The sequence below is a fragment of the Pseudomonas sp. GW822-FHT05A08 genome (assembly GCF_058800485.1).
The window spans coordinates 4,090,684-4,110,556 of the sequence record NZ_CM179511.1 but is presented as its reverse complement, the minus strand read 5'-3'; the positions used below and the strand labels follow the sequence as shown (position 1 = coordinate 4,110,556).

Sequence of the window (19,873 nt, the reverse complement as noted above, 5' to 3'; positions counted from 1 at the left end):
CGGCCTATATCAGGTGGGCGGCGAAGCCTTGCTGGCCGGTGGCGATCTCCGGCTGCAAGGTAAGCTCCGGGATCCGGTAGGCGCCGGCGTTCTGTGGGCGGAAGGCGATGGGCGCGGATTGTTGCAGCTGGTCGAGGCGCTGCCCGAGCTGGTCGCAGATCGTGGCGAAACGCGCCGCGTCGATGCGCCCGGTGCGGTAGATCACGAAGGGCGGCAGCACGTCGAAGCCCGGGTAATAGAGGATGCCGTGGTGGATCGGGAACAGCAGGTCGTCCATCGGCCCGTTGATGCCCCGCGGGCCATAGTGGGATTCCCAGCCGCCGGCGCTGACGATCAGCATCGCCCGCTTGCCGGCCAGGGTGCCTTCGCCGTAGCGATCGCCCCAGCGCGCATCCGAATGCTCGCCCACGCCATAGGCGAAACCATAGGCGTAGACCCGTTCCACCCAGCCCTTGAGAATCGCCGGCATGGAGAACCACCACAGGGGAAATTGCAGCAGCACGGTGTCGGCCCAGAGCAGTTTTTCCTGCTCGCGGGCGATGTCCGCCGACTGCCGGCCTTCTTCGAAGGCGCGCTTGGAGTCCAGGGACGGATCGAAGCGGCTGTTGTCCGCCCGGCCCAGGCTGTCGTCGGCATCCAGCGGCGCCTTCCAGTTCATCGCATACAGGTCCGAAACCTGGACCGCGTGGCCGGCGGCCTGCAGGCGCTTGATCGTGAAGTCCTTGAGCGAGCCGTTCAAGGAGCGGGGTTCGGGGTGGGCATACACCAGCAGTACATTCATCACAGGGTCTCCAATGTCGGGAGACAGCAGGATCGGTCGCTGCCAGGTATATTGGAAATGAATATCCAATATCCCAGGTATTGTCGTGAATAATTTAAGGCGCTTGGACATCAACCTGCTGCTGACCCTGGATGTGCTGCTCGCCGAGCACAACGTGACCCGCGCGGCGCAACGCCTGAACCTGTCGCAACCCTCGGTCAGCGTGCATCTGGCCAAGCTGCGGGAGATTTTCGGCGACCCGTTGTTGCTGCCAGGGCCGCGGGGTATGCGGCCCACTGCCAGGGCCGACGAATTGCGCGAGCCGTTGCGCCGGGCGCTGGAAGCATTGGAGCTGGCGGTGTCGCCGGCCAGCCCGTTCGACCCGGGCGCGGCGGCCAATACCTGGAGCGTATCGGCGTCCGACTACGGCGAGTCGACGGTGATCCTGCCGGCGCTGGCCGGCTTGCGCGCGGCGGCCCCCGGAACCCGGCTGGCGGTGCTCGAACTGGAGCCGGGGCGTCTGGTCCAGCAGGCTGAGCAGGGCATCATCGACCTGGCCCTGCACACCAGCGAGGACTCGCCGCCGGGGCTGCGCCGCCGCGTGCTGTTCAGCGAGCGTTACGTGCTGACGGGCCGCGCGGGCCATCCACGCCTGCAACGACGCCCGAGCCTGGCGCAGTTCGCCAAGCTGGAACATGTGGTGGTGTCGCCCGATGGCGGCGGTTTCCAGGGTGTCACCGACAGCGCGCTGGGCGAGGTGGGCCTGACGCGCCGGGTGGTGCTGTCGGTGCCGCATTTTCTGTTTGTGCTCTCGGCGCTGGCGAGCACCGACCTGGTGGCGATGCTGCCGTCGCGCCTGGTGCGCGACAACCCGGCGCTGAAGGTGGTCGAGCCGCCGCTGGAAGTCCCGGGTTATGACATGGCCATGCTCTGGCACGAGCGCTGCCACCGCGACCCGGCCCATCAATGGCTGCGGGAGTTCATCGTCGCTTCGCTGTGAACGCTGCTACGGCTCGTCCCTGGCCGGCGTTTCCCAGGGCGCGCCCTGGGCAAAGCGCGCTTCGATCCAGTGCTTGAAGGCCTGGGTGGTGGCGCTGCTGAAACGCGCCGACGGGCGCAGCAGGAAGATCCCCGAGTCGCTGTCCAGCTGCCACTGCGGCAGCACCCGGACCAGGTGCCCCGAGGCCAGGTCCTGGTTCATCAGCCAGTCGCCGCCGGCAAGAATGCCGACGCTCGCCCGGGCCGCGGCGAGCAGCGCTTCGTTGTCGTTGCTCTGCAAGGTGCCGTGGATACGCACGGTTTCCAGCCGGCCCTGGCGGGTCAGCCGCCAGTCGGGCCAGGAACGCAGGCCGGTAAAGCCCAGGCAGTTGTGGCTGGCAAGATCGGCGGGCAGCCGCGGTTCGCCATGGCGTTGCAGGTAGTCGGGCGACGCGCAGAGGATGCGCCGGTGCGCACAGAGTTTACGCGCCACCAGCTGGCTGTCGGCCAGTTCGCCGATGCGGATCGCCGCGTCGAAACCTTCGCCGACGATGTCGACGAAACGGTCCGAATATTCGGTCTCCAGCGTCACCCCGGGATGGGCCAGGGCGAATTCTGCAAGGATCGGGCTGAGCCAGCGCCGGCCCATGGCGGCCGGCAAGGCCAGGCGCAGGCGCCCGCGGATCTGCGCGGCGCCCTGGGAGGCTTCGTGTTCGGCTTCGCTGATCAGGCCCGCCGCCTGCCGCAAGCGCTCCACTAACCGCGCGCCTTCGTCGGTGAAGCGCAATTGCCGGGTTGTGCGTTGCACCAGGCGAATGCCCAGGCGGCTTTCCAGTGCCGCCAGGCGCTTGGACAGCACCGAAGGGTGGCGCTGCAAGGCACGCCCGGCGGCGGCGAAAGAGCCGTGCTCGAAGAGCGCCATCAAGGTGGCGAGTTCATCGGCCTGTCGGCTGTCGAACGGATCCATGTGCCTGGGCTGCCTCGTTGTGCGGCCAAATGGCCGGAAGGAACGGAAAGGATCGGCCTCAAGGTATCAGCACAATGGCGCCTTGCGCGCGTCCGTCGTGCAGGTCGGCGTGGGCCTGGGCCACGTCGGCCAAGGGATAACGCTGCCAGATCCGCGGCTGGATGATACCCGCGGCGAAGGCGTCCAGCACATCGGCGGCGCGCATCTGGTATTCGCTGGCGCTGGCGGTGTGGGCGGCGAGGGACGGGCGGGTGAGAAACAGCGAGCCCTTGGCGTTGAGCGTGCCGACCTGCACCGCCTGGGGAGCGCCCGACGCCGTGCCGAAGGACACCAGCAGGCCGCGTGGACGCAGGCTGTCGAGGGAGGCTTCGAAGGACACCCGGCCGATCGGGTCGTACACCACATCGACCTTGTGCCCTTGAGTGACCTCGACGACCTGTCGGGCGAGGGTCGCGGCGTCGAACACCAGCACCTCGTCGCAACCGGCGGCCCGGGCCCGCTCGACGCTTTGCGCCTTGGAGACGACGCCGATGACCGTGGCCCCCAGGTGCTTGGCCCAAGGCACCATCAACTGGCCCAGGGCCCCGGCGGCGCCATAGATCAGCACCCGGGTGCCAGGGCCGACGGGGTAGGTGGTCTTGAGCAGGTACTGGGCGGTGATGCCCTTGAACAGCAGGGCCGCGGCGGCGTCCGAGGCCAGCGCCGGCGGCAGCTTGACCAGGCGCTCGGCCGGGTACAGGCGGGCGCTGGCATACGCGCCGAGGGGCCCGGTGGCATAGGCGACGCGATCACCCACCTGGACCTGGGTGACGCCGGGACCAATCGCCTTGACCAGCCCCGCGCCTTCCAGCCCGAGCCCGCAGGGCAGGGCAACCGACACCGCGCCGCTGCGCTGGCTGAGGTCCAGCGGATTGACGCCGATGGCCGTCTGCTCCAGCCAGACCTCGCCGGCACCGGGCGCCTGGGTTTGTGCCTGTTCGAACTGCAGGACCTGAGGGGCGCCGACTTGGTGAAGCTGTACGCGGGTGACCATGCTCGATCTCCTTGGAAGCTTTGCGGTAGGAAGCTGGGTGTAGGAAACGAGGATAGGGCTACGCTCCATGATCAACAATCCGGCCTGTTTGCATTTGACTGCTGCATGTGGTGCAGCAGTTGACAGGAAAATCTCGGCGCGTGGCCGGGATTTCCAGGGGCAATGCAGGCGCTTTCGCGACGCTACAGCACGGCGCCGCAGAAGCGGCGGATGGCCTCGCAGGCCTGGCGCAACGATCGATCGTCCAGGGCATAGGCGATGCGAATGTAGGGGCCCAGGCCAAAGGCGCTGCCATGCACCACCGCGACATCGGCTTCGTCGAGCAGGGCATGGGCCACGTCCTCGTCGCTGGCCAGTAAACGCCCGCCGGGCGAGGTGCGCCCGATCAGCCCGGCGCAGCTGGCGAAGGCATAGAACGCCCCGGCCGGCCGGGCGCAGTGCAGCCCGGGCGTGTCGTTGAGCAACTCGACCATCAGGTCGCGGCGGCGCTGGAACGCCGCGCGGCTGTGCTGGATGAAGTCCTTGGGGCCGCTCAGCGCGGCCAGCGCCGCCTGCTGGGAAATGGCGCTGGCGCCGGAGGTCTGTTGGCCCTGGAGTTTTTCCATGGCGTCCAGCAGCCAGCGCGGACCGGTGGCGAAACCGATGCGCCAGCCGGTCATGGCGTAGGCCTTGGACACACCGTTCATGGTCAGGGTGCGCGCGGCCAGGCGCGGCTCGACCTGGGCCAGGGTATGGAACGGCTGGTCATCGAAGATCAGGTGCTCGTAGATGTCGTCCGCCAGGATCAGCACCTGCGGCTGGGCCAGCAGCACCTTGGCCAGGGCCTGGAGTTCGTCGCGGTTGTACACCGCGCCGGTCGGGTTGGAGGGCGAGTTGAGGATCAACCAGCGGGTCCGCGGATTGATTGCCGCGGCCAGGGCCGCCGGGGTCAGCTTGAAGCCGCTCGCGGCGTCGCAGGTGACGATGTTCGGCGTGCCGCCGCACAACTGGACCATTTCCGGGTAGCTGACCCAGTAGGGCGCCGGGACTATCACTTGATCGCCGTCGTTCAAGGTCGCGGCCAGGGCGTTGTAGATCACTTGCTTGCCACCATTGCTGACGATGCTGTCCTGCCAGCCTGCTTCCAGGCCGTTTTCGTCGCGGAACTTGGCGGCCACCGCTTCGCGCAGCGCACGCACGCCGGCCACCTGGGTGTAGCGGGTATGGCCGCTCTCGATGGCCTGGATGGCGGCCTGGCGTACGTGCTCGGGGGTGTCGAAGTCCGGCTCGCCGGCGCACAGCGAGATGATCTGCGCGCCTTGTGCCCGGCGTTCCGCCACCCGGTCCATGATGCGGTAGGTCGCCGAAGGCCGGGCACTGGCCAGGCGCTGGTTGAGGCGCTGGATATCGTTACTCATGCACGGCTTCTCCACTCGGTCAGGTTCATCAGTTCCAGGGTCGAGCGGCCTTCGCTCAGCGCCTGCATCATCTGCGCTTCCTTGTGGGCGCGGGCCTCGCCTGCGGCCAGGGTGCGGGCGGCGTCGGCCTGGGGAATGACGATCACGCCGTCATCGTCGGCCACCAGCAGATCGCCCGGCGCGACCCAGGCACCATTGAAATTGAACGGACGACCCACCGAGGGCGCGCTGGCCTTGAGGGTGCCCTTGACCGAGATACCGCGGGCGAAGACCGGGAACCGGCGCTTTTTCAGGGCGGCGATATCGCGCACGCCGCCGTCGATCACCAGCCCGACCACGCCGGCCGCTTCGGCGGCCACGGTGAGCACTTCGCCCCAGTAACCGGCGATGAAATTGTCGGTGCCCACCACCAGCACGCTGCCGCGGGGCACCCGTTCCATGGCCAGGTGCAGGGCCAGGTTGTCGCCCGGTGAGCATTGCAGCGGGTAGGTCGGGGCGGCGATGAAGGCGCCGTCCCAGACCGGACGGATCGCGCTGTCGACGGCGCAGGGCAGGTGCGAGGCTTCATACAGCGTCGAGCTGCCGAGTACTTTGGCCCGCTCGTGGAAGTCGAGGGGCAGGGGGAGCGTGGTCATCGGACTTGCCTCTGCAGATGGTGGTAACCCAGGGCGGCCCGGGCTTCCTTGAGGGTCTTGCCTTGATCGATCAAGGCACGGATATCGGCTTCGACCGCTTCGATCTGCCGGGCACAGGCCGCCACTTCGGCGGCGCGGGCGCGGGGCACCACCACCACGCCGTTGGCGTCGGCGACCACGATGTCGCGGGCACAGACCCGGGCGCCGCCGATGGACACCGGCTGGTTCACCGACTGCACTTGCACCCGATCCTTGCCGGTGCGCATGAAGCGGCCCTGGCTGAACAGCGGATAGCCGTCGCCCAGGGCCTTGCCGACATCGCGGCAGACACCGTCGATCACCGTGGCGGCGATCCGTCGGCTGCCGGCGTACTGGGTCATGATGTCGCCCCAGACGGTGCAGTCGGTGCGGCCGCCGTTGGCAATCACCACCACGTCGCCCGGGGCCACGTCGTCGATGAAGTCACCGACGGTGCCGGGTGGCACGCTGGCCGAGACGTACTGCACGGTGAACGCCGGGCCGACCACCACCTGGCGGTAGTTGTCCAGCGGCGCTATGCCAAGGCACTGGCCGGGCAGGCCGAGCTTGTCCAGGGCATCGGAGACGCCGGGGGTATCCAGGCCGGCGAACAGCTCGACCAGTTGCTGATCATTCATGTGCGTGCTCCACCGCGATGGCTTCGAACTGGCGGTCATGCATCACCTCGGCGACCGAGCGGCCAGCGCGCACCGCCTCGACCATGGCGTGCTGGCGACGGTCGATGCGCTCGCCCAGGTCGAGGACTTTTTCGATATGCCGGGCGGCGACAAACACCGTGCCGCAGCGGTCGGCGATCACGTAGTCGTCTTCGCTTACCTGGACCCCGGCAATCTGCACCGGCACGCCGGCGTCGAGCTGGATCACCCGGTTGCGCGCGCTGATCATGGTCACGCCACGGCCATAGACCGGGTAGCCGATGGCGGCGCTGCCGTCGATGTCACGGCTGCAACCGTCGATCACGCTGCCGCGGATCCGTTTGTGGCGCGCCGCGTTGGCGAGGATGTCGCCCCAGCAGGAAATGCCTTCCAGGCCGCCGGCGATCACCAGGATGCGATCGGCGCTGGCGATCCGTTCGACCACCGGGGAAATCAGGTGCACGGTCGGTGCGCTGTCGGTCTTGGCGCCCAGCAGCACGGTGCTGGCGCGGCCGACGATCTTCGGGCAGTCCCACAACGGCCGCAGGCCGACGATGGCGCCGGGCAGGCCAAGGAAATCGAGAGCGTCGGACACCGTGTTGGTGTCCAGCGCCGTCAGGCGATCAAGCAAGGTGGCAGTGCTCATGGGGTAACCCCTGTGGTGACGGAGGGCCCCAGTGTCGATGAGCGCATTTGATAGGTATATTACGAATCAAGTAAGCCTTGCATACGAAAAACCTATGGTGCCGCCATGATCAATTTTCGCTTGATTCGTCATCTCTGGCTGTTCCTGGCAGTGGCCGAGGAACAGAACTTCAGCCGCGCCGCCAAGCGCCTGGGCATGTCGCAACCGCCGCTGACCGAGCAGATCCAGGTGCTGGAGCAGGCCCTCAAGGTCAAGCTCTTCGACCGTTCGCGCCGGGGTGCCAAGCTGACCCCGGTGGGCCAGGCCATCCTGCCGGCGGTGCGCAAGTTCGCCGAGCAGCTGGAGCGCCTGGAGCTGGCCGTGCACGAGGCGGTGGCAGGGCAGTCGGGGGTGCTGACCATCGGCGCCATCACCACGGCGATGCTCGACGTACTGCCGGCGCTGATCGAGAAACTGAAGGCCCGGTATCCGCAGCTCACGGTGTCGGTGCGGGAGATCGACAGCGTCGAGGCAATCCCGGCCCTGGAGGCCGGCGACATCGACCTGGCCTTCGCCCGCGTGGAAGGCGAGCTGGGCAGCAGCGTACGCTCGATTGCGCTGACCGAGGATCGCCTGGCGGTGGCGCTGCCCAGCGACCATCCATTGGCCGCGCGTTCGCGCATCAGCCTGGCGAGCCTGGCGGGCGAGCCGCTGGTGCTGTCGTCGCGCAAAGTCAGCCCGATGTATTTCGACAACCTGATCGCCACCTGCCGCGCCAGCGGCTTTTCCCCGCGGGTGTTGCACGAGGTACGTTCGGTGGCTTCACAGATAGCCTTTGTCAGTTGCGGGCAGGGCATTGCCCTGGTGCCGGCGTCCTTGAAAAAGGTCGCGCCGAGCAATGTGGTGCTGCGCCCGCTGAGCCAGCGGCTGAACGTGGTCACCACCGCGCTGGCCTGGAACCCGACGCGCACCAACCCGCTGGTGGAGGAACTGGTGGCGCAGTTCCAGGGCAAGGGCCGGGTCAACGTTCCATAGGTTTGCCGTATGGATGCCTTCTTGAATCCGGAATTTACATAAGCCCCGCGTCCCCGGAGAGTGCGCGATGCACCGGCCGTCACCGTCTGCCGGCGGCGATTCGTCAAAGGAGCGTTCAACGTGGCTGCGCAAGCAGAATTCATCGCTACACAGGTGCCGCTGACCGTGCAGGGCGTCGAGCTGAGTATCGCCAGCCTGCATCGCGCCGGCGAGCGGGCGCCGATCCTGTTCCTGCACGGGTTTGGCTCGACCAAGGAAGACTACGCCGACATCGTGCGGCAGGCGGCTTTCGCCGGGCGGCCGTTCGTGGCCTACGATGCACCGGGCTGCGGCGCCAGCCACTGTGCCGACCTGGGAAAAATCTCCATCCCGTTCCTGCTCGACACCGCGCTGCAGATCCTCGAGCACTTCCAGATCGAGCGCTTCCATCTGGTCGGGCATTCCATGGGCGGCCTGACCGCGCTGATGCTGGCCCATAAGCTTGCGGGGCGGGTGCTGAGCTTCGTCGACATCGAAGGCAATATCGCCCCGGAAGACTGCTTCCTCAGCCGGCAGATAGTCGACTATCCCGAGGTCGACGCCGAGCGCTTCTTCGACGATTTCATCGAGCGCGCCCGACAGGCGCCGGCCTACGCCAGCGCGCTGTATGCCGCCAGCCTGCGGCACAAGGTGCGCCCCGGCGCGGTGCGCGGGATCTTCGAGTCGATGGTCTGGCTCTCGGATCATGGCGAGCTGATGGACACGTTTCTCGGCCTGGGCTGCCCGCGGATGTTCATGTACGGCGAGCAGAATGCCCACCTGTCCTACCTGGCGCATATCCAGGCCCGAGGTGTACAGCTGGCGCAGATCCCGGCCTGTGGCCATTTCCCGATGTATTCCAACCCCGTGGCGATGTGGCAGCACATCGCCGAGTTACAGGCCGGCGTGCGCGCCGGTTGAAGCCTGTAACCTGCCGCGCTTGCGCTACAGCGTTTTTACGAGGAGCCGCCCCATGCTGATCGATCACCTTGACCATCTGGTTCTGACCACCGTGGACCCCGAGGCCTGCCAGGACTTTTACCTGCGGGTGCTGGGCATGACCCTGGAAACCTTCGGCAACGGCCGCATGGCGTTTCGTTTCGGCAACCAGAAGATCAACCTGCACGTGCGCGGGCAGGAGTTCGAGCCCAAGGCGCATCTGCCGGTGCCGGGCGCGCTGGACCTGTGCTTTATCAGTGCCCAGCCGCTGGAGGCAGTGGTCGCCCATCTGCAGCGGCACAACTGGCCGATCGTCGAAGGGCCGGTGCAGCGTACGGGCGCCACGGGGCCGATCCGTTCGGTCTACGTGCGCGACCCCGACCTCAACCTGATCGAAATCTCGCAATACCTGTAGCGCGCAAACGCGTCGCCCCGTTGGCTCGGGGCCTTGCGCATCCCCATCCCTCTGGCGGCATTAGTCTTGAACGATCATTCACGGTTACCGGGCGTCCCCGGCATTGTTGTCCTGGGGCTATTGCAGATCCTGGTCTGGGGCGGTTCGTTCTTCCTGATGGCGGTGATGGCCGGGCCGATCATCAAGGACACCGGCTGGGCCAGCCAGTGGGTGTATGGCGCGCTGTCCCTGAGCATCCTCGTCTCGGCGTTGCTGGCGCCCCTGACCAGCCGGCTGATCGCCCGGCATGGCGGGCGCGGGGTGCTGGCCAGCAGTGGCCTGGCGGTCGCCGCGGGTCTGGGTCTGATGGCCGCTTCGACAACACTGGCGATGTTCCTCCTGGCCTGGGTGGTGATCGGCCTGGGCATGGCGCTGGGTTTGTATGAAGCCTTGTTCGCCAGCCTGGGTGCGCTTTATGGCGAGCGGGCGGACAGAGCGATCACCGGCATCACCTTGATTTCCGGGTTTGCCAGCACCCTGGCATGGCCACTGGTGGCGCTGCTGATCGAGCACATCGGTTGGCGTGGCACCTGTCAGGTGTATGCCGTGCTGCTGGCGCTGACCGTGGCGCCGCTGTACCTGTGGGCATTGCCGCGCGGGTGCGGGTCCCTGGCGAAACAGCAAACCGCCGTTGCTGCCGTGGTCGCGATCGACCGGCGTATTTATGGGCTGCTGACCACGATCTTCGCCCTGGGCGCAGTGATCATGACGGCGATCTCCGTGCAACTGGTTTCCCTGCTGCAGGGCCTGGGATATTCCCTGGCCGCGGCCATTGGTTTTGGCGCGTTGCTGGGGCCCAGCCAGGTAGGCTCGCGGGTGCTGCAAGTATTCGCGCGCAAGCGGCACCCGGTGTGGACTGCCTTGATCTCCGTCACCCTGGTGGCCATGGGGCTGCTGCTGGTGGCGCTGGCGCCTGGCGCGACGGCGCTCGGCCTGGTGCTTTACGGCGCCGGTAATGGCCTGCGCGCCATCGTTCGCGGCCTGTTGCCGCTGGCCCTGATGTCACCGGCGGACTATGTCCTGCTGATGGGGCGCATGTCACGGCCATCGCTGATCGGCCAGGCCCTGACGCCTCTGGCCGGCGGCTTCCTGTTGCAAGCGCTGGGGGCGGGCGGGGTGCTGGCAACACTCTGCTCGCTGGCGCTGCTGAATGTGTTGTTGGTGGGGTGGTTGATCAGGCTGGTATCACGCGCTCCGCAAAGACCGTCATGACAGTCCTGTTAGTCTGTCGATGCCCGCCACAGGATAAAAGAAGCAGGGAAGGGGGCTTGCGCCAGACACGACGGATGCCGGCGCCGGGCATTGAATTATTTTATTCCTGTTCTTGACATGCCCGGCGAACAAGTCCAGAATTGCGTCCATTCCTGATTCAGGAACGCGAAAAACCCCTTAGAATTCAAAGGGTTGGAAGCTAGATCAAGTTCAGGTTTCCAGCTTCGAGTTGTATGCCTTTGATGCGGTTGCAAAGCATCGAAAGTTTGGCCGAGTAGCAAAATGGTTATGCAGCGGATTGCAAATCCGCCTACGCCGGTTCGATTCCGACCTCGGCCTCCAAACTGAAAAGCCCGTAGATCAATGATCTACGGGCTTTTTTATTGGCTGGAAGAAAGTAGGCGTTCCATTACTTTTTATGGAGTGTTCCAGAACTTTGCTACTTTGATGGCTTTGCAATGGCACCGATTCGGCGATATACCCGTTTCGTAATTTCCTGCTCCGAGTGACCCAGCAGCAGGCTGGCATCTGCAATATCGAGGATCTCAGATGCAGCTTTTGGACGAATATCCTTGAACTGAAATTGAGAGATTTTCTCCGCAATTTCAGGTTTTGCTTCGGCGATCGCCCGAAGTCGAGCCGCCTCCCGGGCATCGTCCCAGCGGTTGCGCAGCATTTGCTGTGACACTCGTTTTCCACTCTTGTTGAGTATGAAGTGCTGGCCCCCGTGGTGCCTTGTCCTGCCGGTTATCCTTTGGATGAGTTCACCGAGGCTGTTTTTCTGGCCTTCTACCTCCATCAAAATACGCAACCTCTTGTCCGTCTTCCCTTGGCGAACGAGAAGATAGGCGCCCTCAACATCTCCCTTCTGCATCGCCAGGACATCTGCCGGGCGCTGGCCGGTCAAATAGGCTAGGTCCATAGCATCCTTCAATTCAGGTGGTGCTTCGGCGTAGACAGCCGCCCAGACCACGTCATTGGCGTAATAGTCCCTCGGCTTCTCCTTGTTCTTTCGAACGCCCTGACAAGGGTTCTCCCTGTCGGTGAATCCCCACTCTCTGGCCATGTTGAATACGTGCGATAAAAGCGCGATCTCTCGATTCGCCCGCGTCTTCGCAACTCTGGCATCCCGATACTGGGCGATTAGCGATGGGGTAATGGCATCGATCGGGGCAGTGTCGAATCCTGCCCGAAGGTGCTTCATCTCTGCCTTGTTGTCCTTCTGGGTCCGTGGAGCTTTTTTCGGGACAATGTCCCGCATGTACCGATCAAACACTCCCTTCATCGTCATCAAGTCGAGCGGCTTGTCCTTCGCCTCAAGTTCAGCCCATTTCATTCTGGCCAGGTCCAGGTCTTTCCCGAGGGGGATATCTTTGCCGGTGGAGTCTCGGTAGTAGTAAGCCACCCAGACCTTTCCGTTTTTCCTGGTCCTGGATCGTTCGTACATTCTTGGGGGGAGGTGTCGGTTTTCGGTCTTGCGGGGGCGCATATCAATTCACTCGCGAAAAATCAGCAGTCCATGTAGGAGCGGCCGGCGGCGGGCTGGGGTCGATGATTGTTGGCGTGACCAGGCCGAGCTTCATTCGTGCGTACATTCGGCCAACCAGGGGGCGTTTCCCGCGGCTTTCGACGTATTGCCAGTTCCGGTCATCAAGCCAGCGGCGCTGGTAGGCCCTGGCCTTGTAACCGGTGATCTCGGCGAGTTCATCGTCCGAGAGGATTTCAGATGTCATGGTGTGCTCCATGCTGCCTGCGGCGGCAGAGAATGAGTTCAGGGCCTGGCCCGCTGGATGATGTAAACGATGCCGCTGGCGGTGGCGATCAGCCACAGCATCGAGCCAGTGACGGCGGCAATGAGTGCGGCTTCAGTCCCGCTCTCCCACATGCCGGGAACGGCGTAGAAGAACCAGAGCAGGGTGATCAGCAGGTAGGCCAGCATGCCGACCAGGATCTCGAAGAGTTTTTTTGCAGACATGGGGATTCCTTGCCCGCCAACGGCAGGCCTTCAGGTTTATTCAGAATTGTGTTCGGGACAGTTGTTGCGACAGTTTGTAGAGTTGCGCCGCCCGGCCGGTTCAGCGCGTTCGTAAAGGGGCGAGAGTGCTGGCCGGTACGGGCGCCAGTTCAGATTGTTGATGCAGGGTTTCCGGAAAGGTCTTGCAGACGCCGGCGTTGCGCCGGTCTATGGTTTCAGCGTTCGCCCGGCCCGTTGTCCTGGCTATCCGTCGACTGCAATACGGGCTGTGGCGAACTCCTATTGCGCAGCAGCCATGGCGTCGTGAAACACGTCCATCTGTGCTGCACCGGCGAGCCAGGCCTCTGCGATCCGGCGTTCAGCCATGACGGCATAGCTCGGGTTGATCTCACAGAGCAATGATTTTCGCCCCTCCTGCATTGCGACGATGGTTGTGGTGCCAGCTCCGCCGAACGGGTCCAGCACCGTGCCACCGCGGGGCGCGCCGGCAAGAACACAGGGCCGGATAAGTTCAGGCGGGAAAGTGGCGAAGTGCGCACCCTTGTAGCTCGCGGTGGCCACCGTCCATACGCTGCGCTTGTTACGGGTTTCGTCGTAGTCGAAATCGTCCCGTCCGGAGCGATGCTGAGCGGTCTGCCCATGCTCTCCAGCGGTGTACTTCGTCTCCCGGGCAAAGCTGTTGCGCTTGCTGCGACCTACGGCTTTCATTGGCCCGTTGTTCTTGCCTGGAACGCGATCGCTGCCAGCCTGGCCGTCGATATCCTGGTTCAACCGGGTAACCGTGCTGGCCATCGCCGGTTCGCGGATCGCGTCCTGGTCGAAGTAGTAGCGCGGCCCTTTGCTCAGCAGGAACATGTACTCATGGGCCTTCGTGCATCGATCCTTGATGGATTCCGGCATCGGGTTCCGCTTGCTCCAGATGATGTCTTGGCGCAGGTACCACCCGTCATCCTGGAGAGCAAAGGCGAGCCGCCAAGGGATACCCATGAGATCCTTTTGCTTCAGGCCTTCTGGCGGGGCTCGCCGGCGCCCACGCAGCACCGCGCCCCGGGTCGCCTTGGAAACCGTGTCGTGCTTCCCTGCTGAGCCCTCGGGCGCGTAGCCGCCGGCGATCGAAGCGTAGGTATCGCCCATGTTCAACCACAGCGTTCCGTCGTCGCGCAGTACCCGGCGTACTTCGCGGAAGACGGCCACCAGGTTGTCGACGAACTCCCCAGGGGTGTCCTCCATGCCGATCTGGCCGTCATGGCCGTAATCACGCAGCCCGAAGTAGGGCGGGCTGGTGATGCAGGTGTGTACCGACTGATCCGGCAGCGTCCGCATCATATCGATGCAGTCTCCGACCAAGATTTGATGTTGTTCTGTCATCGCTTCGGCCCTCGGTAGATGTGCTGGCCCAGGAACAGCAGTGCGGGGATGCTGAACAGGATCATGGTTGAACCCTCCTGAACTCGACGACCCAGACCCAGGGGTTGGTGTTCCAGTCGCCGCCGGTGGACTGCCAGAGGCCGGCAAATCCATGAATCACGGCTTCTTTGCACTGGTGCCGGCTTGGTGAGGTTTCGAGGAACTGTTGACACATTGCGGCATCGACGCCCTCGGCTTCAGCCTGGTCCCCGCTGATGTCCTGCAGGCGCTCGACGCGAACGTCGGTTATCTCCAGCAGGATGCGGCAGGCGCGCCGCGGCATGAATATGCTCGGCTTCCATGGGCCGCCGTAGTCGGTTCGATTGTCACACTCGCGGTAGACGATCCATTCCTGGTCAGGCGCTTGTGCGACCTTGACCTCGGCCCAGGTCTCGCGCACCCACAGCCGTTCGCCGCGGCGCCCGTATGGGCAGGCGCCATAGGTCGCCAGCTCGGCCGCGCACTCCTCGGCTGTTGATCCCGCAACAAGGAATCCATAGCGCGCGTCTTTCTGGCCGATAGCGGTCCAACGCAGGCGCCCGCATTCGTCCGCATTCTCTTTCGGGATCTGATCACCTTTCACCGGCCGGCGCGTGACCGTCTTCCGGCCTTCCAGAATGGCGCGCACCATCGGCGCCGAGAACAGGATCGGCCGTTCTTTAGGTTGAGTTGAGATGGTCATCAGCACTCGCTCCAGTTCATCGCCTGGATGTATTCGTACGGAACCATCAGGTGGTCGGGTGGCGCTGTGCTTTCGGTCTTGGTATCGCCGAAATACGCAATGGCGGCCTGGGCGCGCTCGAGCGACAGCTGGGCATGGCGCATCTGCCAGGACTTGCGCTGCTTGTACGAGCGCAGCGCCAGGGCCTTATCGGTGTAGGCGAATCGCCGGCCGTGCTCACCGCGATCTTTCAGAACCCGCTTGCGGTACTTCTTCAGCAGGGATTCACGCTGCGAGCCACCGAAGAGGTTGTTGTGGAATTCCTCCACGATGTACCAGCACCGCTCCGTTTCGCCGACGACCACGTACTTTTTGCAAGTGACTTCCAGGCCTTTTGGGTCCATCTCGTCGACGTAGCGATAATGGTCCGGGCCGAGTTTTTTCTTTTCCATGGGCGAGCTCGTCCTTGCCGCTATAGCGGCTGACTTTGAAGGGAGGAGAAAATTCGGAGTAGGTTAGGCAGCTCAAGGAGAGCTGCCGGATTAAAAACTAGGTCAAAACAGCGTTTTTACTAAGTCGTAGATGGGAGATGCAACGAAGCGAATGATGCCAGAAATAGATGCAACTATTGCTAAAGCACTTATTGTCTTTGCGTGCCGTTCAAAGAAGTTTCTTATTTTGAAGGAGACTCGCTCCTTACTCGTAACCCATTTTTCTCCATTGAAGTAAGTTAGGTAAAAGTCAATGTAATGCTCTCCGGGGCTCAATGCTTTCTTCGTTTTTAGGGTGTATTCAAATGGTGCGTGGTTGAGTTTTTTTTCAGAAGCAAGAATAGGTTTTTTTGAGAGCGGCTCAACGTCGAAAATCATTGTTGATTCATCATCTGGTTTGTAGGAAAGCCCGGCCATCACGCACGTAAAACCAGTTTCTGATAGTTTGTCCTTTTGGTTTCCCCAAGATAATTTCAGCTCCATATCTGTATGTTCTGTTACTAGGCTACTAAGGATATAGGAGTATTCTAAGTCAAAAGCATCTGTAGATATATAAGCCTGTAGCTTTGCTGTTTGTATATTTCCGTAACCCGTTACATATTGCTCGAATATTAAAGTTTCTCCCGGGTTAATTGTTGTTTTTCCTGACCGAGTGGCGATCTGGTAAGAGCCAGGCTTTTCACCATTAAGAGCACTTCTATAAGTCATATGCGAGCATCCCTGTTTATGAACGGTTGATGGTAGTTTAAAGGTAATACTTTATCTTGTGATTGATAGTCCGTTTGGATGCATAACCGCCATGCCAACTTGAGCTCGTTCAATCATCAGTGCCGGTGTAGGTGCGCCAAGGCACATTTACGCCGTTGACCAGAAAACCCCGGTCACCGCGCCATTTGCTGGTGATGAACAGGGTGAAGACGCCACCAGGGGATATCTGGTCGATCTGGTGGTACTCGCCGTGGTTGAGGCGTGCGGTGTCGCCGGTGCACCGGTCGATGTATTCGGTAGCCTGTGCGCTAGATGGAACGTTGAGGCCTGCCAGCACCGGGTCCAAAAGTGATGTCAAGGGGGGAGAAGTGAGAGAAAGTTTCGACCTGTAGCAAGGGCTGCTACAGGTTTCCGGTATACAAGTGAGTTCGTCGTGACATCAGAATCAGTGGCACCTCAACTAAGTGGTGCCAAGCATGAAACGACTGACAGAGTGGATAAACCTGATTGCCTCTATGATCCGTTTGGCTGACGTGATCCTCCGTACCGGACTCATTGAGTGGATCAATGATCGATTGCAGTGAGGTGCTACGATGGCGCCTTCCTCAAGTCGGGTAGGCCCATGACAAAGCACGATATCTATGACGAGTTGGAAGGATTTCAGCTCTGGAACTACATGGAGTGCGAGAAAGACGAGGAAGGCCGAGAGACATGGCGGATCAACGTCGAGGTGAAGCGGGGCGGGGAAGTGGTGGTGCCGGTTGTCGCTGGTGATCGCACCTTTCCCGACCGCGGCCTGGCCCAGGTCGCCGGCCGAGAGCTGGGGGCGAAGCTGGTGGAGGCTCTTGCTGAATAAGTCGACCATCGGTCATCTATTGCTCCTATTCAGCCACCACTTCTGGAATATATTGAAGCGATTCAAATGTTGGGGGATGCTTGATGAAATCTGCAAGACCGATGTTTACCGTCAAGCAACATAGCGATGGCCGTTACTGGATTTGCATTGACGAGGGGCCTAATAAGCATGAGCTTACCGATGGCTCCTATGGCTTTTACCTTGCGCCAGGAACCACGCGCGAGCAGGCAGATGGAATCGCTCGGTACATGGGTGAGAAGCTCGAGTACTTCATCAAGCAGTGATCAAGCTTCAAGCTGACGCAGAATCTGAATTCCAACCCATCGAACCACGGTGACAGCCTTGCTGTTGCCGATCGCCTTATAGCGGGGCCCGTCCGGGCATTCCTCGGCAGGCTTGCCGCGCCAGGGGATCAGCGTGTAGTTGTCGGCCATGCCCTGGAGGCGCTCGCACTCGATGGGAGTGAGGCGCCGCACAGCCGAATTAACCAGCGCATGAGCCTTGTCGCCACCGCCGGCCGAAGCCCTGAGGCAGTTCTGCACATCGCCGCCGAGTTCGGCGGTTCCGCCGCCATCGCGTCCTCGAAGCGTCACGGATATAGGGCGGACATCAAGCAGCGCGTTCTCGGCCCCGTTGTTCCTGCCCAGCGTGTGCGCCTGGTCTACTCGGATGTCAGGGTCTTGTGTTCCGTGCACCACCAGATGGCTATGGCCGTGATTTGCATCTTGGTGACTGCACCCGTGGAGCCGGCCGTAACTCGCGTCAATCGGCGGCACGACGAAAAATGTCTCGCTCTCCATGTCCAGCCGGCTGTCTTTCGCAGTGAGCGTCGCCGCTCGCTCAATCGAACCGCCCAGGCTGTGCCCGCCGAATGCCGGAATTCCGCCGAACATGCTGACCGCCGGCCCTTCGTCGCCCTCGCAGTTCGGGCAGCCGTAATGCCCTAGAGATTCGGCGAAGACGTATCCGCATCCGCACTGGAGCGCAGGGCCGAAAGGAGCTGTTCCGGTAACGTCTTGCCCCTCGCCTCGGCGCGGCGCAGTATCCCGGCGCATGCCTTCGCGCTCAAAAAGAACCTCGGTGGGATCGAACCCGTCTCGAGCACTTGCGACAACGAACACACGACGGCGTCGTTGGGCCAGGCCGAAATATTGGGCGTCCAGGACCCGCCACGCGATTGTTCTTTTGGGTCCATACACACAACCAGCGTCCTGCCACTTTTTCCCTGGAGGCTGCAGCTCGCAGTCTTCCCCAGCAAGCGCGCCAAGAAAGCATCCGAAGGCGTTCCCCTTGTCACTGAGGACGCCGGGGACGTTCTCCCAGGTGACGATGCAGGGTGGCCTTCGCTGGCCTGCTCGAACATAGTCAACTGCATCTGCAAGCTCCACGTATTTGATGGTGAGTGCGCCGCGGGGATCGGTGAGACCTTCGCGCATGCCTGCCACACTGAAGGCCTGGCACGGTGTGCCGCCGACGAGGATGTCCGGCGCGGCGACCTTGCCGGCCAGCACCAGGGCAGCCAGGTGGGTCATGTCGCCGAGGTTTGGCGTGTTCGGGTAGTGGTGGGCCAGCACCGCGCTGGGGAACGCTTCGATCTCGGCGAACCATGTGGCGCGCATGCCGAGCGGCTTCCACGCAAGCGTTGCCGCCTCGATGCCGGAGCAGACCGAGCCGTATTCGATTTCCATAGGGGATCCTCGCGGCTATAGTTCCGCCATTAGGAATGATGTGTGAGGGGAGTAGAGGATGTTCAACGTGATGGGGGAGGCCGAAACTACCCAACGCTATAGATCAACAACTTGGGTGTGTTACGCGTTGGTTCTGTTTCTGATAGCGGCTGCGATGGCCGCACCTCTCTATGCGTGGCTAGGTCATTGGACGCCAGCGGGTGAAAGTCGGCCGATCTGGATTCAGCGAAGCGGAGCTGTTACCACGCTTTTTTCATTCATCGCGGGTGCTATGGTCGTGTTCACCAGTGGGCGGCTTTACACCCCGGGGTTCTTTGGCGATGCCGTCCGAATTCCTGTCCTGGTTGAGTTTAAAACCAGATTCAGAATTGCGGAGTCATTGATTTTTACCTTGAGTGTCATCGGGACAGCTATATGGGGCTACGGCGATCTCTTGTACAACTGGTGGATCATTAGCTAGTCGCCACAGAAGCAGGCAATTGCCTCTGTGGCGTCAGTGAACATGTCGAATTGGGTGTCTGAGTAGTCGAGCATCTGTTGGTAGCTTGGGCGGTCACTGCGGAAGCGGTCGCCGTCACCGGTGAACTTGCCACCAGACACCACCGAGCTTTCCATGCGCGCCCACCATTCGGCCTTGGGGCGGTCGCTGGCGATGATCGAATAGACCTGGTGTACGCCCTTCAGGAAGCAGAGGTCGCAGTTGCCTTCCAGTGTCCGACCGTTGATCGTCGGCAGCATCAGGTCGAATAATTCGCTGGCCCAGAAGTCAGTCACGTCCTGCACGCCGACACCAGCGTCGGCTAGGGGCATAACCATCGTGGCCCACTTGCTTTCGCTGGTGCTCTTCCGGTGTCGGATCTTTGCGACTCGACGCGGTTCATCAGCACGAATGCCCGTCATCATGTCCACGGGGTTGTCTTCGTTCGACAGGCCCTGGCTACGTAGATATTTATGAATGATTCGGATCTTCAGGTCGATGGTGCAGAACCTGGTCACCGGATTGGGTAAGTACTTCCGCTTGCGGATGAGCGCTTCGAACGGTTCGCCCTGCCGGCTGGCGCTGGCAAAGTCCACCACCTCAAACCCGGTATCGTTGTCCCGGAACTCCAGCCAGACTATCGGCACAGCCCAGCGCTCGGAGCATTCCCGAACGAACTCCAGTGTGGCCTGGTGCTCCTTGCCGGTGTTGGCGAAGGTGACGACCAGATCGGCCAGGTCATCGTTGTTGTCCAGCACCTGGCGAAGCATGTAGGCGCTGGTGCGGCCGCCGGAAAAGCTGACGACCGTCGTCCCGGACAATTTGTAGGGAGACATAGGGGATCCTCGCCGGCTGGCGTGATTCGTAGAAGTGGGGTATTTG

24 protein-coding genes, 1 tRNA gene and 1 pseudogene are annotated in these 19,873 nt (G+C 62.6%); 9 read left to right on the top strand and 17 right to left on the bottom strand.

Annotation, left to right across the window (positions count from 1 at the left end):
• Positions 1–4 precede the first annotated feature (4 nt).
• Positions 5–781 (bottom strand): NAD(P)H-dependent oxidoreductase, encoded by a 777-nt coding sequence (locus AC3RCP_RS18575; RefSeq protein ID WP_101338237.1) that lies wholly within the window; start codon positions 779–781, stop codon positions 5–7.
• 85 nt (positions 782–866) lie between these two features.
• Between AC3RCP_RS18575 and AC3RCP_RS18570 the strand changes: the two genes are divergently transcribed.
• Complete coding sequence (locus AC3RCP_RS18570) at positions 867–1,760, top strand: LysR family transcriptional regulator (protein ID WP_101338236.1); 894 nt, start codon at positions 867–869, stop codon at positions 1,758–1,760.
• A gap of 6 nt (positions 1,761–1,766) precedes the next feature.
• Here AC3RCP_RS18570 and AC3RCP_RS18565 read toward each other — a convergent pair whose 3' ends face one another.
• The 6 genes from AC3RCP_RS18565 to AC3RCP_RS18540 form a co-directional block, all read right to left on the bottom strand.
• Positions 1,767–2,705, bottom strand: coding sequence for a LysR family transcriptional regulator (locus AC3RCP_RS18565; RefSeq protein WP_492571168.1), 939 nt, complete (start codon positions 2,703–2,705; stop codon positions 1,767–1,769).
• 58 nt (positions 2,706–2,763) lie between these two features.
• Positions 2,764–3,738, bottom strand: coding sequence for a quinone oxidoreductase family protein (locus AC3RCP_RS18560; RefSeq protein ID WP_492571169.1), 975 nt, complete (start codon positions 3,736–3,738; stop codon positions 2,764–2,766).
• A gap of 182 nt (positions 3,739–3,920) precedes the next feature.
• Positions 3,921–5,135 (bottom strand): pyridoxal phosphate-dependent aminotransferase, encoded by a 1,215-nt coding sequence (locus AC3RCP_RS18555; protein WP_492571170.1) that lies wholly within the window; start codon positions 5,133–5,135, stop codon positions 3,921–3,923.
• Positions 5,132–5,770 carry an RraA family protein gene (locus AC3RCP_RS18550; RefSeq protein ID WP_101338232.1) on the bottom strand — a complete coding sequence of 213 codons (639 nt, stop codon included), beginning with the start codon at positions 5,768–5,770 and terminating at the stop codon, positions 5,132–5,134. The genes AC3RCP_RS18555 and AC3RCP_RS18550 overlap by 4 nt, the downstream gene beginning before the upstream one ends.
• Complete coding sequence (locus AC3RCP_RS18545) at positions 5,767–6,426, bottom strand: RraA family protein (RefSeq protein WP_081002297.1); 660 nt, start codon at positions 6,424–6,426, stop codon at positions 5,767–5,769. Before AC3RCP_RS18545 ends, AC3RCP_RS18550 begins: the two co-directional genes overlap by 4 nt.
• Positions 6,419–7,090 carry an RraA family protein gene (locus tag AC3RCP_RS18540; protein WP_492571171.1) on the bottom strand — a complete coding sequence of 224 codons (672 nt, stop codon included), beginning with the start codon at positions 7,088–7,090 and terminating at the stop codon, positions 6,419–6,421. The genes AC3RCP_RS18545 and AC3RCP_RS18540 overlap by 8 nt, the downstream gene beginning before the upstream one ends.
• A 105-nt stretch (positions 7,091–7,195) precedes the next feature.
• On the opposite strand from AC3RCP_RS18540, the gene AC3RCP_RS18535 reads away from it, so the two are divergent.
• From AC3RCP_RS18535 to AC3RCP_RS18515, 5 genes are all read left to right on the top strand, one after another.
• Positions 7,196–8,104 carry a LysR family transcriptional regulator gene (locus AC3RCP_RS18535; RefSeq protein ID WP_101338230.1) on the top strand — a complete coding sequence of 303 codons (909 nt, stop codon included), beginning with the start codon at positions 7,196–7,198 and terminating at the stop codon, positions 8,102–8,104.
• Positions 8,105–8,224: 120 nt separating this feature from the next.
• Positions 8,225–9,043 carry an alpha/beta fold hydrolase gene (locus AC3RCP_RS18530; protein WP_492571172.1) on the top strand — a complete coding sequence of 273 codons (819 nt, stop codon included), beginning with the start codon at positions 8,225–8,227 and terminating at the stop codon, positions 9,041–9,043.
• 55 nt (positions 9,044–9,098) lie between these two features.
• Positions 9,099–9,476 (top strand): VOC family protein, encoded by a 378-nt coding sequence (locus AC3RCP_RS18525; protein WP_101339444.1) that lies wholly within the window; start codon positions 9,099–9,101, stop codon positions 9,474–9,476.
• 66 nt (positions 9,477–9,542) lie between these two features.
• Entirely contained in the window at positions 9,543–10,727 is a 1,185-nt protein-coding gene (locus AC3RCP_RS18520) for an MFS transporter (protein ID WP_492571173.1), read from the top strand.
• A gap of 268 nt (positions 10,728–10,995) precedes the next feature.
• A tRNA-Cys gene (locus AC3RCP_RS18515) sits at positions 10,996–11,069 on the top strand.
• Between the two features lie 97 nt (positions 11,070–11,166).
• Here AC3RCP_RS18515 and AC3RCP_RS18510 read toward each other — a convergent pair.
• From AC3RCP_RS18510 to AC3RCP_RS18475, 8 genes and pseudogenes are all read right to left on the bottom strand, one after another.
• On the bottom strand, positions 11,167–12,216 hold the full coding sequence (locus AC3RCP_RS18510; protein WP_492571174.1) for a tyrosine-type recombinase/integrase: 1,050 nt from the start codon (positions 12,214–12,216) through the stop codon (positions 11,167–11,169).
• Position 12,217: 1 nt separating this feature from the next.
• A complete protein-coding gene (locus AC3RCP_RS18505) occupies positions 12,218–12,460 on the bottom strand; it encodes a DUF4224 domain-containing protein (RefSeq protein ID WP_492571175.1) in 243 nt (80 codons plus the stop codon).
• A gap of 38 nt (positions 12,461–12,498) precedes the next feature.
• Positions 12,499–12,702 (bottom strand): hypothetical protein, encoded by a 204-nt coding sequence (locus AC3RCP_RS18500; RefSeq protein WP_492571176.1) that lies wholly within the window; start codon positions 12,700–12,702, stop codon positions 12,499–12,501.
• Positions 12,703–12,981: 279 nt separating this feature from the next.
• Positions 12,982–14,070 (bottom strand): DNA-methyltransferase, encoded by a 1,089-nt coding sequence (locus AC3RCP_RS18495; protein ID WP_492571177.1) that lies wholly within the window; start codon positions 14,068–14,070, stop codon positions 12,982–12,984.
• A gap of 61 nt (positions 14,071–14,131) precedes the next feature.
• Positions 14,132–14,791, bottom strand: coding sequence for a hypothetical protein (locus AC3RCP_RS18490; protein WP_492571178.1), 660 nt, complete (start codon positions 14,789–14,791; stop codon positions 14,132–14,134).
• Positions 14,791–15,222 carry a hypothetical protein gene (locus AC3RCP_RS18485; protein WP_492571179.1) on the bottom strand — a complete coding sequence of 144 codons (432 nt, stop codon included), beginning with the start codon at positions 15,220–15,222 and terminating at the stop codon, positions 14,791–14,793. The genes AC3RCP_RS18490 and AC3RCP_RS18485 overlap by 1 nt, the downstream gene beginning before the upstream one ends.
• Before the next feature lie 102 nt (positions 15,223–15,324).
• On the bottom strand, positions 15,325–15,969 hold the full coding sequence (locus tag AC3RCP_RS18480; protein ID WP_492571181.1) for a DUF8164 family protein: 645 nt from the start codon (positions 15,967–15,969) through the stop codon (positions 15,325–15,327).
• 109 nt (positions 15,970–16,078) lie between these two features.
• A pseudogene (locus AC3RCP_RS18475) lies at positions 16,079–16,312 on the bottom strand (hypothetical protein); the annotation flags it as partial.
• Positions 16,313–16,591: 279 nt separating this feature from the next.
• Here AC3RCP_RS18475 and AC3RCP_RS18470 point away from each other — a divergent pair.
• Entirely contained in the window at positions 16,592–16,825 is a 234-nt protein-coding gene (locus tag AC3RCP_RS18470; protein WP_492571183.1) for a hypothetical protein, read from the top strand.
• 83 nt (positions 16,826–16,908) lie between these two features.
• Positions 16,909–17,109 carry a hypothetical protein gene (locus tag AC3RCP_RS18465; RefSeq protein ID WP_492571184.1) on the top strand — a complete coding sequence of 67 codons (201 nt, stop codon included), beginning with the start codon at positions 16,909–16,911 and terminating at the stop codon, positions 17,107–17,109.
• On the opposite strand, the gene AC3RCP_RS18460 is transcribed toward AC3RCP_RS18465, so the two are convergent.
• Entirely contained in the window at positions 17,110–18,513 is a 1,404-nt protein-coding gene (locus AC3RCP_RS18460) for a DNA cytosine methyltransferase (protein WP_492571185.1), read from the bottom strand.
• A 58-nt stretch (positions 18,514–18,571) separates the two neighbouring features.
• Here AC3RCP_RS18460 and AC3RCP_RS18455 point away from each other — a divergent pair, with 58 nt between their 5' ends.
• A complete protein-coding gene (locus AC3RCP_RS18455) occupies positions 18,572–18,973 on the top strand; it encodes a hypothetical protein (protein ID WP_492571186.1) in 402 nt (133 codons plus the stop codon).
• Here the strand turns inward: AC3RCP_RS18455 and AC3RCP_RS18450 are convergent.
• Positions 18,970–19,827 (bottom strand): phosphoadenosine phosphosulfate reductase domain-containing protein, encoded by an 858-nt coding sequence (locus AC3RCP_RS18450; protein WP_492571187.1) that lies wholly within the window; start codon positions 19,825–19,827, stop codon positions 18,970–18,972. The genes AC3RCP_RS18455 and AC3RCP_RS18450 overlap by 4 nt on opposite strands.
• Between the last annotated feature and the right edge of the window lie 46 nt (positions 19,828–19,873).

Excerpts from the sequence above, each read along its gene's own strand:
- AC3RCP_RS18460 (WP_492571185.1), bottom strand. The coding sequence starts at position 18,513 with ATGGAAATCGAATACGGCTCGGTCTGCTCCGGCATCGAGGCGGCAACG.
- AC3RCP_RS18495 (WP_492571177.1), bottom strand. The coding sequence starts at position 14,070 with ATGACAGAACAACATCAAATCTTGGTCGGAGACTGCATCGATATGATG.
- AC3RCP_RS18455 (WP_492571186.1), top strand. The coding sequence starts at position 18,572 with ATGTTCAACGTGATGGGGGAGGCCGAAACTACCCAACGCTATAGATCA.
- AC3RCP_RS18450 (WP_492571187.1), bottom strand. The coding sequence starts at position 19,827 with ATGTCTCCCTACAAATTGTCCGGGACGACGGTCGTCAGCTTTTCCGGC.
- AC3RCP_RS18560 (WP_492571169.1), bottom strand. The coding sequence starts at position 3,738 with ATGGTCACCCGCGTACAGCTTCACCAAGTCGGCGCCCCTCAGGTCCTG.
- AC3RCP_RS18490 (WP_492571178.1), bottom strand. The coding sequence starts at position 14,791 with ATGACCATCTCAACTCAACCTAAAGAACGGCCGATCCTGTTCTCGGCG.
- AC3RCP_RS18510 (WP_492571174.1), bottom strand. The coding sequence starts at position 12,216 with ATGCGCCCCCGCAAGACCGAAAACCGACACCTCCCCCCAAGAATGTAC.
- AC3RCP_RS18550 (WP_101338232.1), bottom strand. The coding sequence starts at position 5,770 with ATGACCACGCTCCCCCTGCCCCTCGACTTCCACGAGCGGGCCAAAGTA.
- AC3RCP_RS18555 (WP_492571170.1), bottom strand. The coding sequence starts at position 5,135 with ATGAGTAACGATATCCAGCGCCTCAACCAGCGCCTGGCCAGTGCCCGG.
- AC3RCP_RS18500 (WP_492571176.1), bottom strand. The coding sequence starts at position 12,702 with ATGTCTGCAAAAAAACTCTTCGAGATCCTGGTCGGCATGCTGGCCTAC.
- AC3RCP_RS18465 (WP_492571184.1), top strand. The coding sequence starts at position 16,909 with ATGAAATCTGCAAGACCGATGTTTACCGTCAAGCAACATAGCGATGGC.
- AC3RCP_RS18540 (WP_492571171.1), bottom strand. The coding sequence starts at position 7,090 with ATGAGCACTGCCACCTTGCTTGATCGCCTGACGGCGCTGGACACCAAC.
- AC3RCP_RS18485 (WP_492571179.1), bottom strand. The coding sequence starts at position 15,222 with ATGGAAAAGAAAAAACTCGGCCCGGACCATTATCGCTACGTCGACGAG.
- AC3RCP_RS18565 (WP_492571168.1), bottom strand. The coding sequence starts at position 2,705 with ATGGATCCGTTCGACAGCCGACAGGCCGATGAACTCGCCACCTTGATG.
- AC3RCP_RS18535 (WP_101338230.1), top strand. The coding sequence starts at position 7,196 with ATGATCAATTTTCGCTTGATTCGTCATCTCTGGCTGTTCCTGGCAGTG.
- AC3RCP_RS18470 (WP_492571183.1), top strand. The coding sequence starts at position 16,592 with ATGACAAAGCACGATATCTATGACGAGTTGGAAGGATTTCAGCTCTGG.
- AC3RCP_RS18575 (WP_101338237.1), bottom strand. The coding sequence starts at position 781 with ATGAATGTACTGCTGGTGTATGCCCACCCCGAACCCCGCTCCTTGAAC.
- AC3RCP_RS18505 (WP_492571175.1), bottom strand. The coding sequence starts at position 12,460 with ATGACATCTGAAATCCTCTCGGACGATGAACTCGCCGAGATCACCGGT.
- AC3RCP_RS18545 (WP_081002297.1), bottom strand. The coding sequence starts at position 6,426 with ATGAATGATCAGCAACTGGTCGAGCTGTTCGCCGGCCTGGATACCCCC.
- AC3RCP_RS18480 (WP_492571181.1), bottom strand. The coding sequence starts at position 15,969 with ATGACTTATAGAAGTGCTCTTAATGGTGAAAAGCCTGGCTCTTACCAG.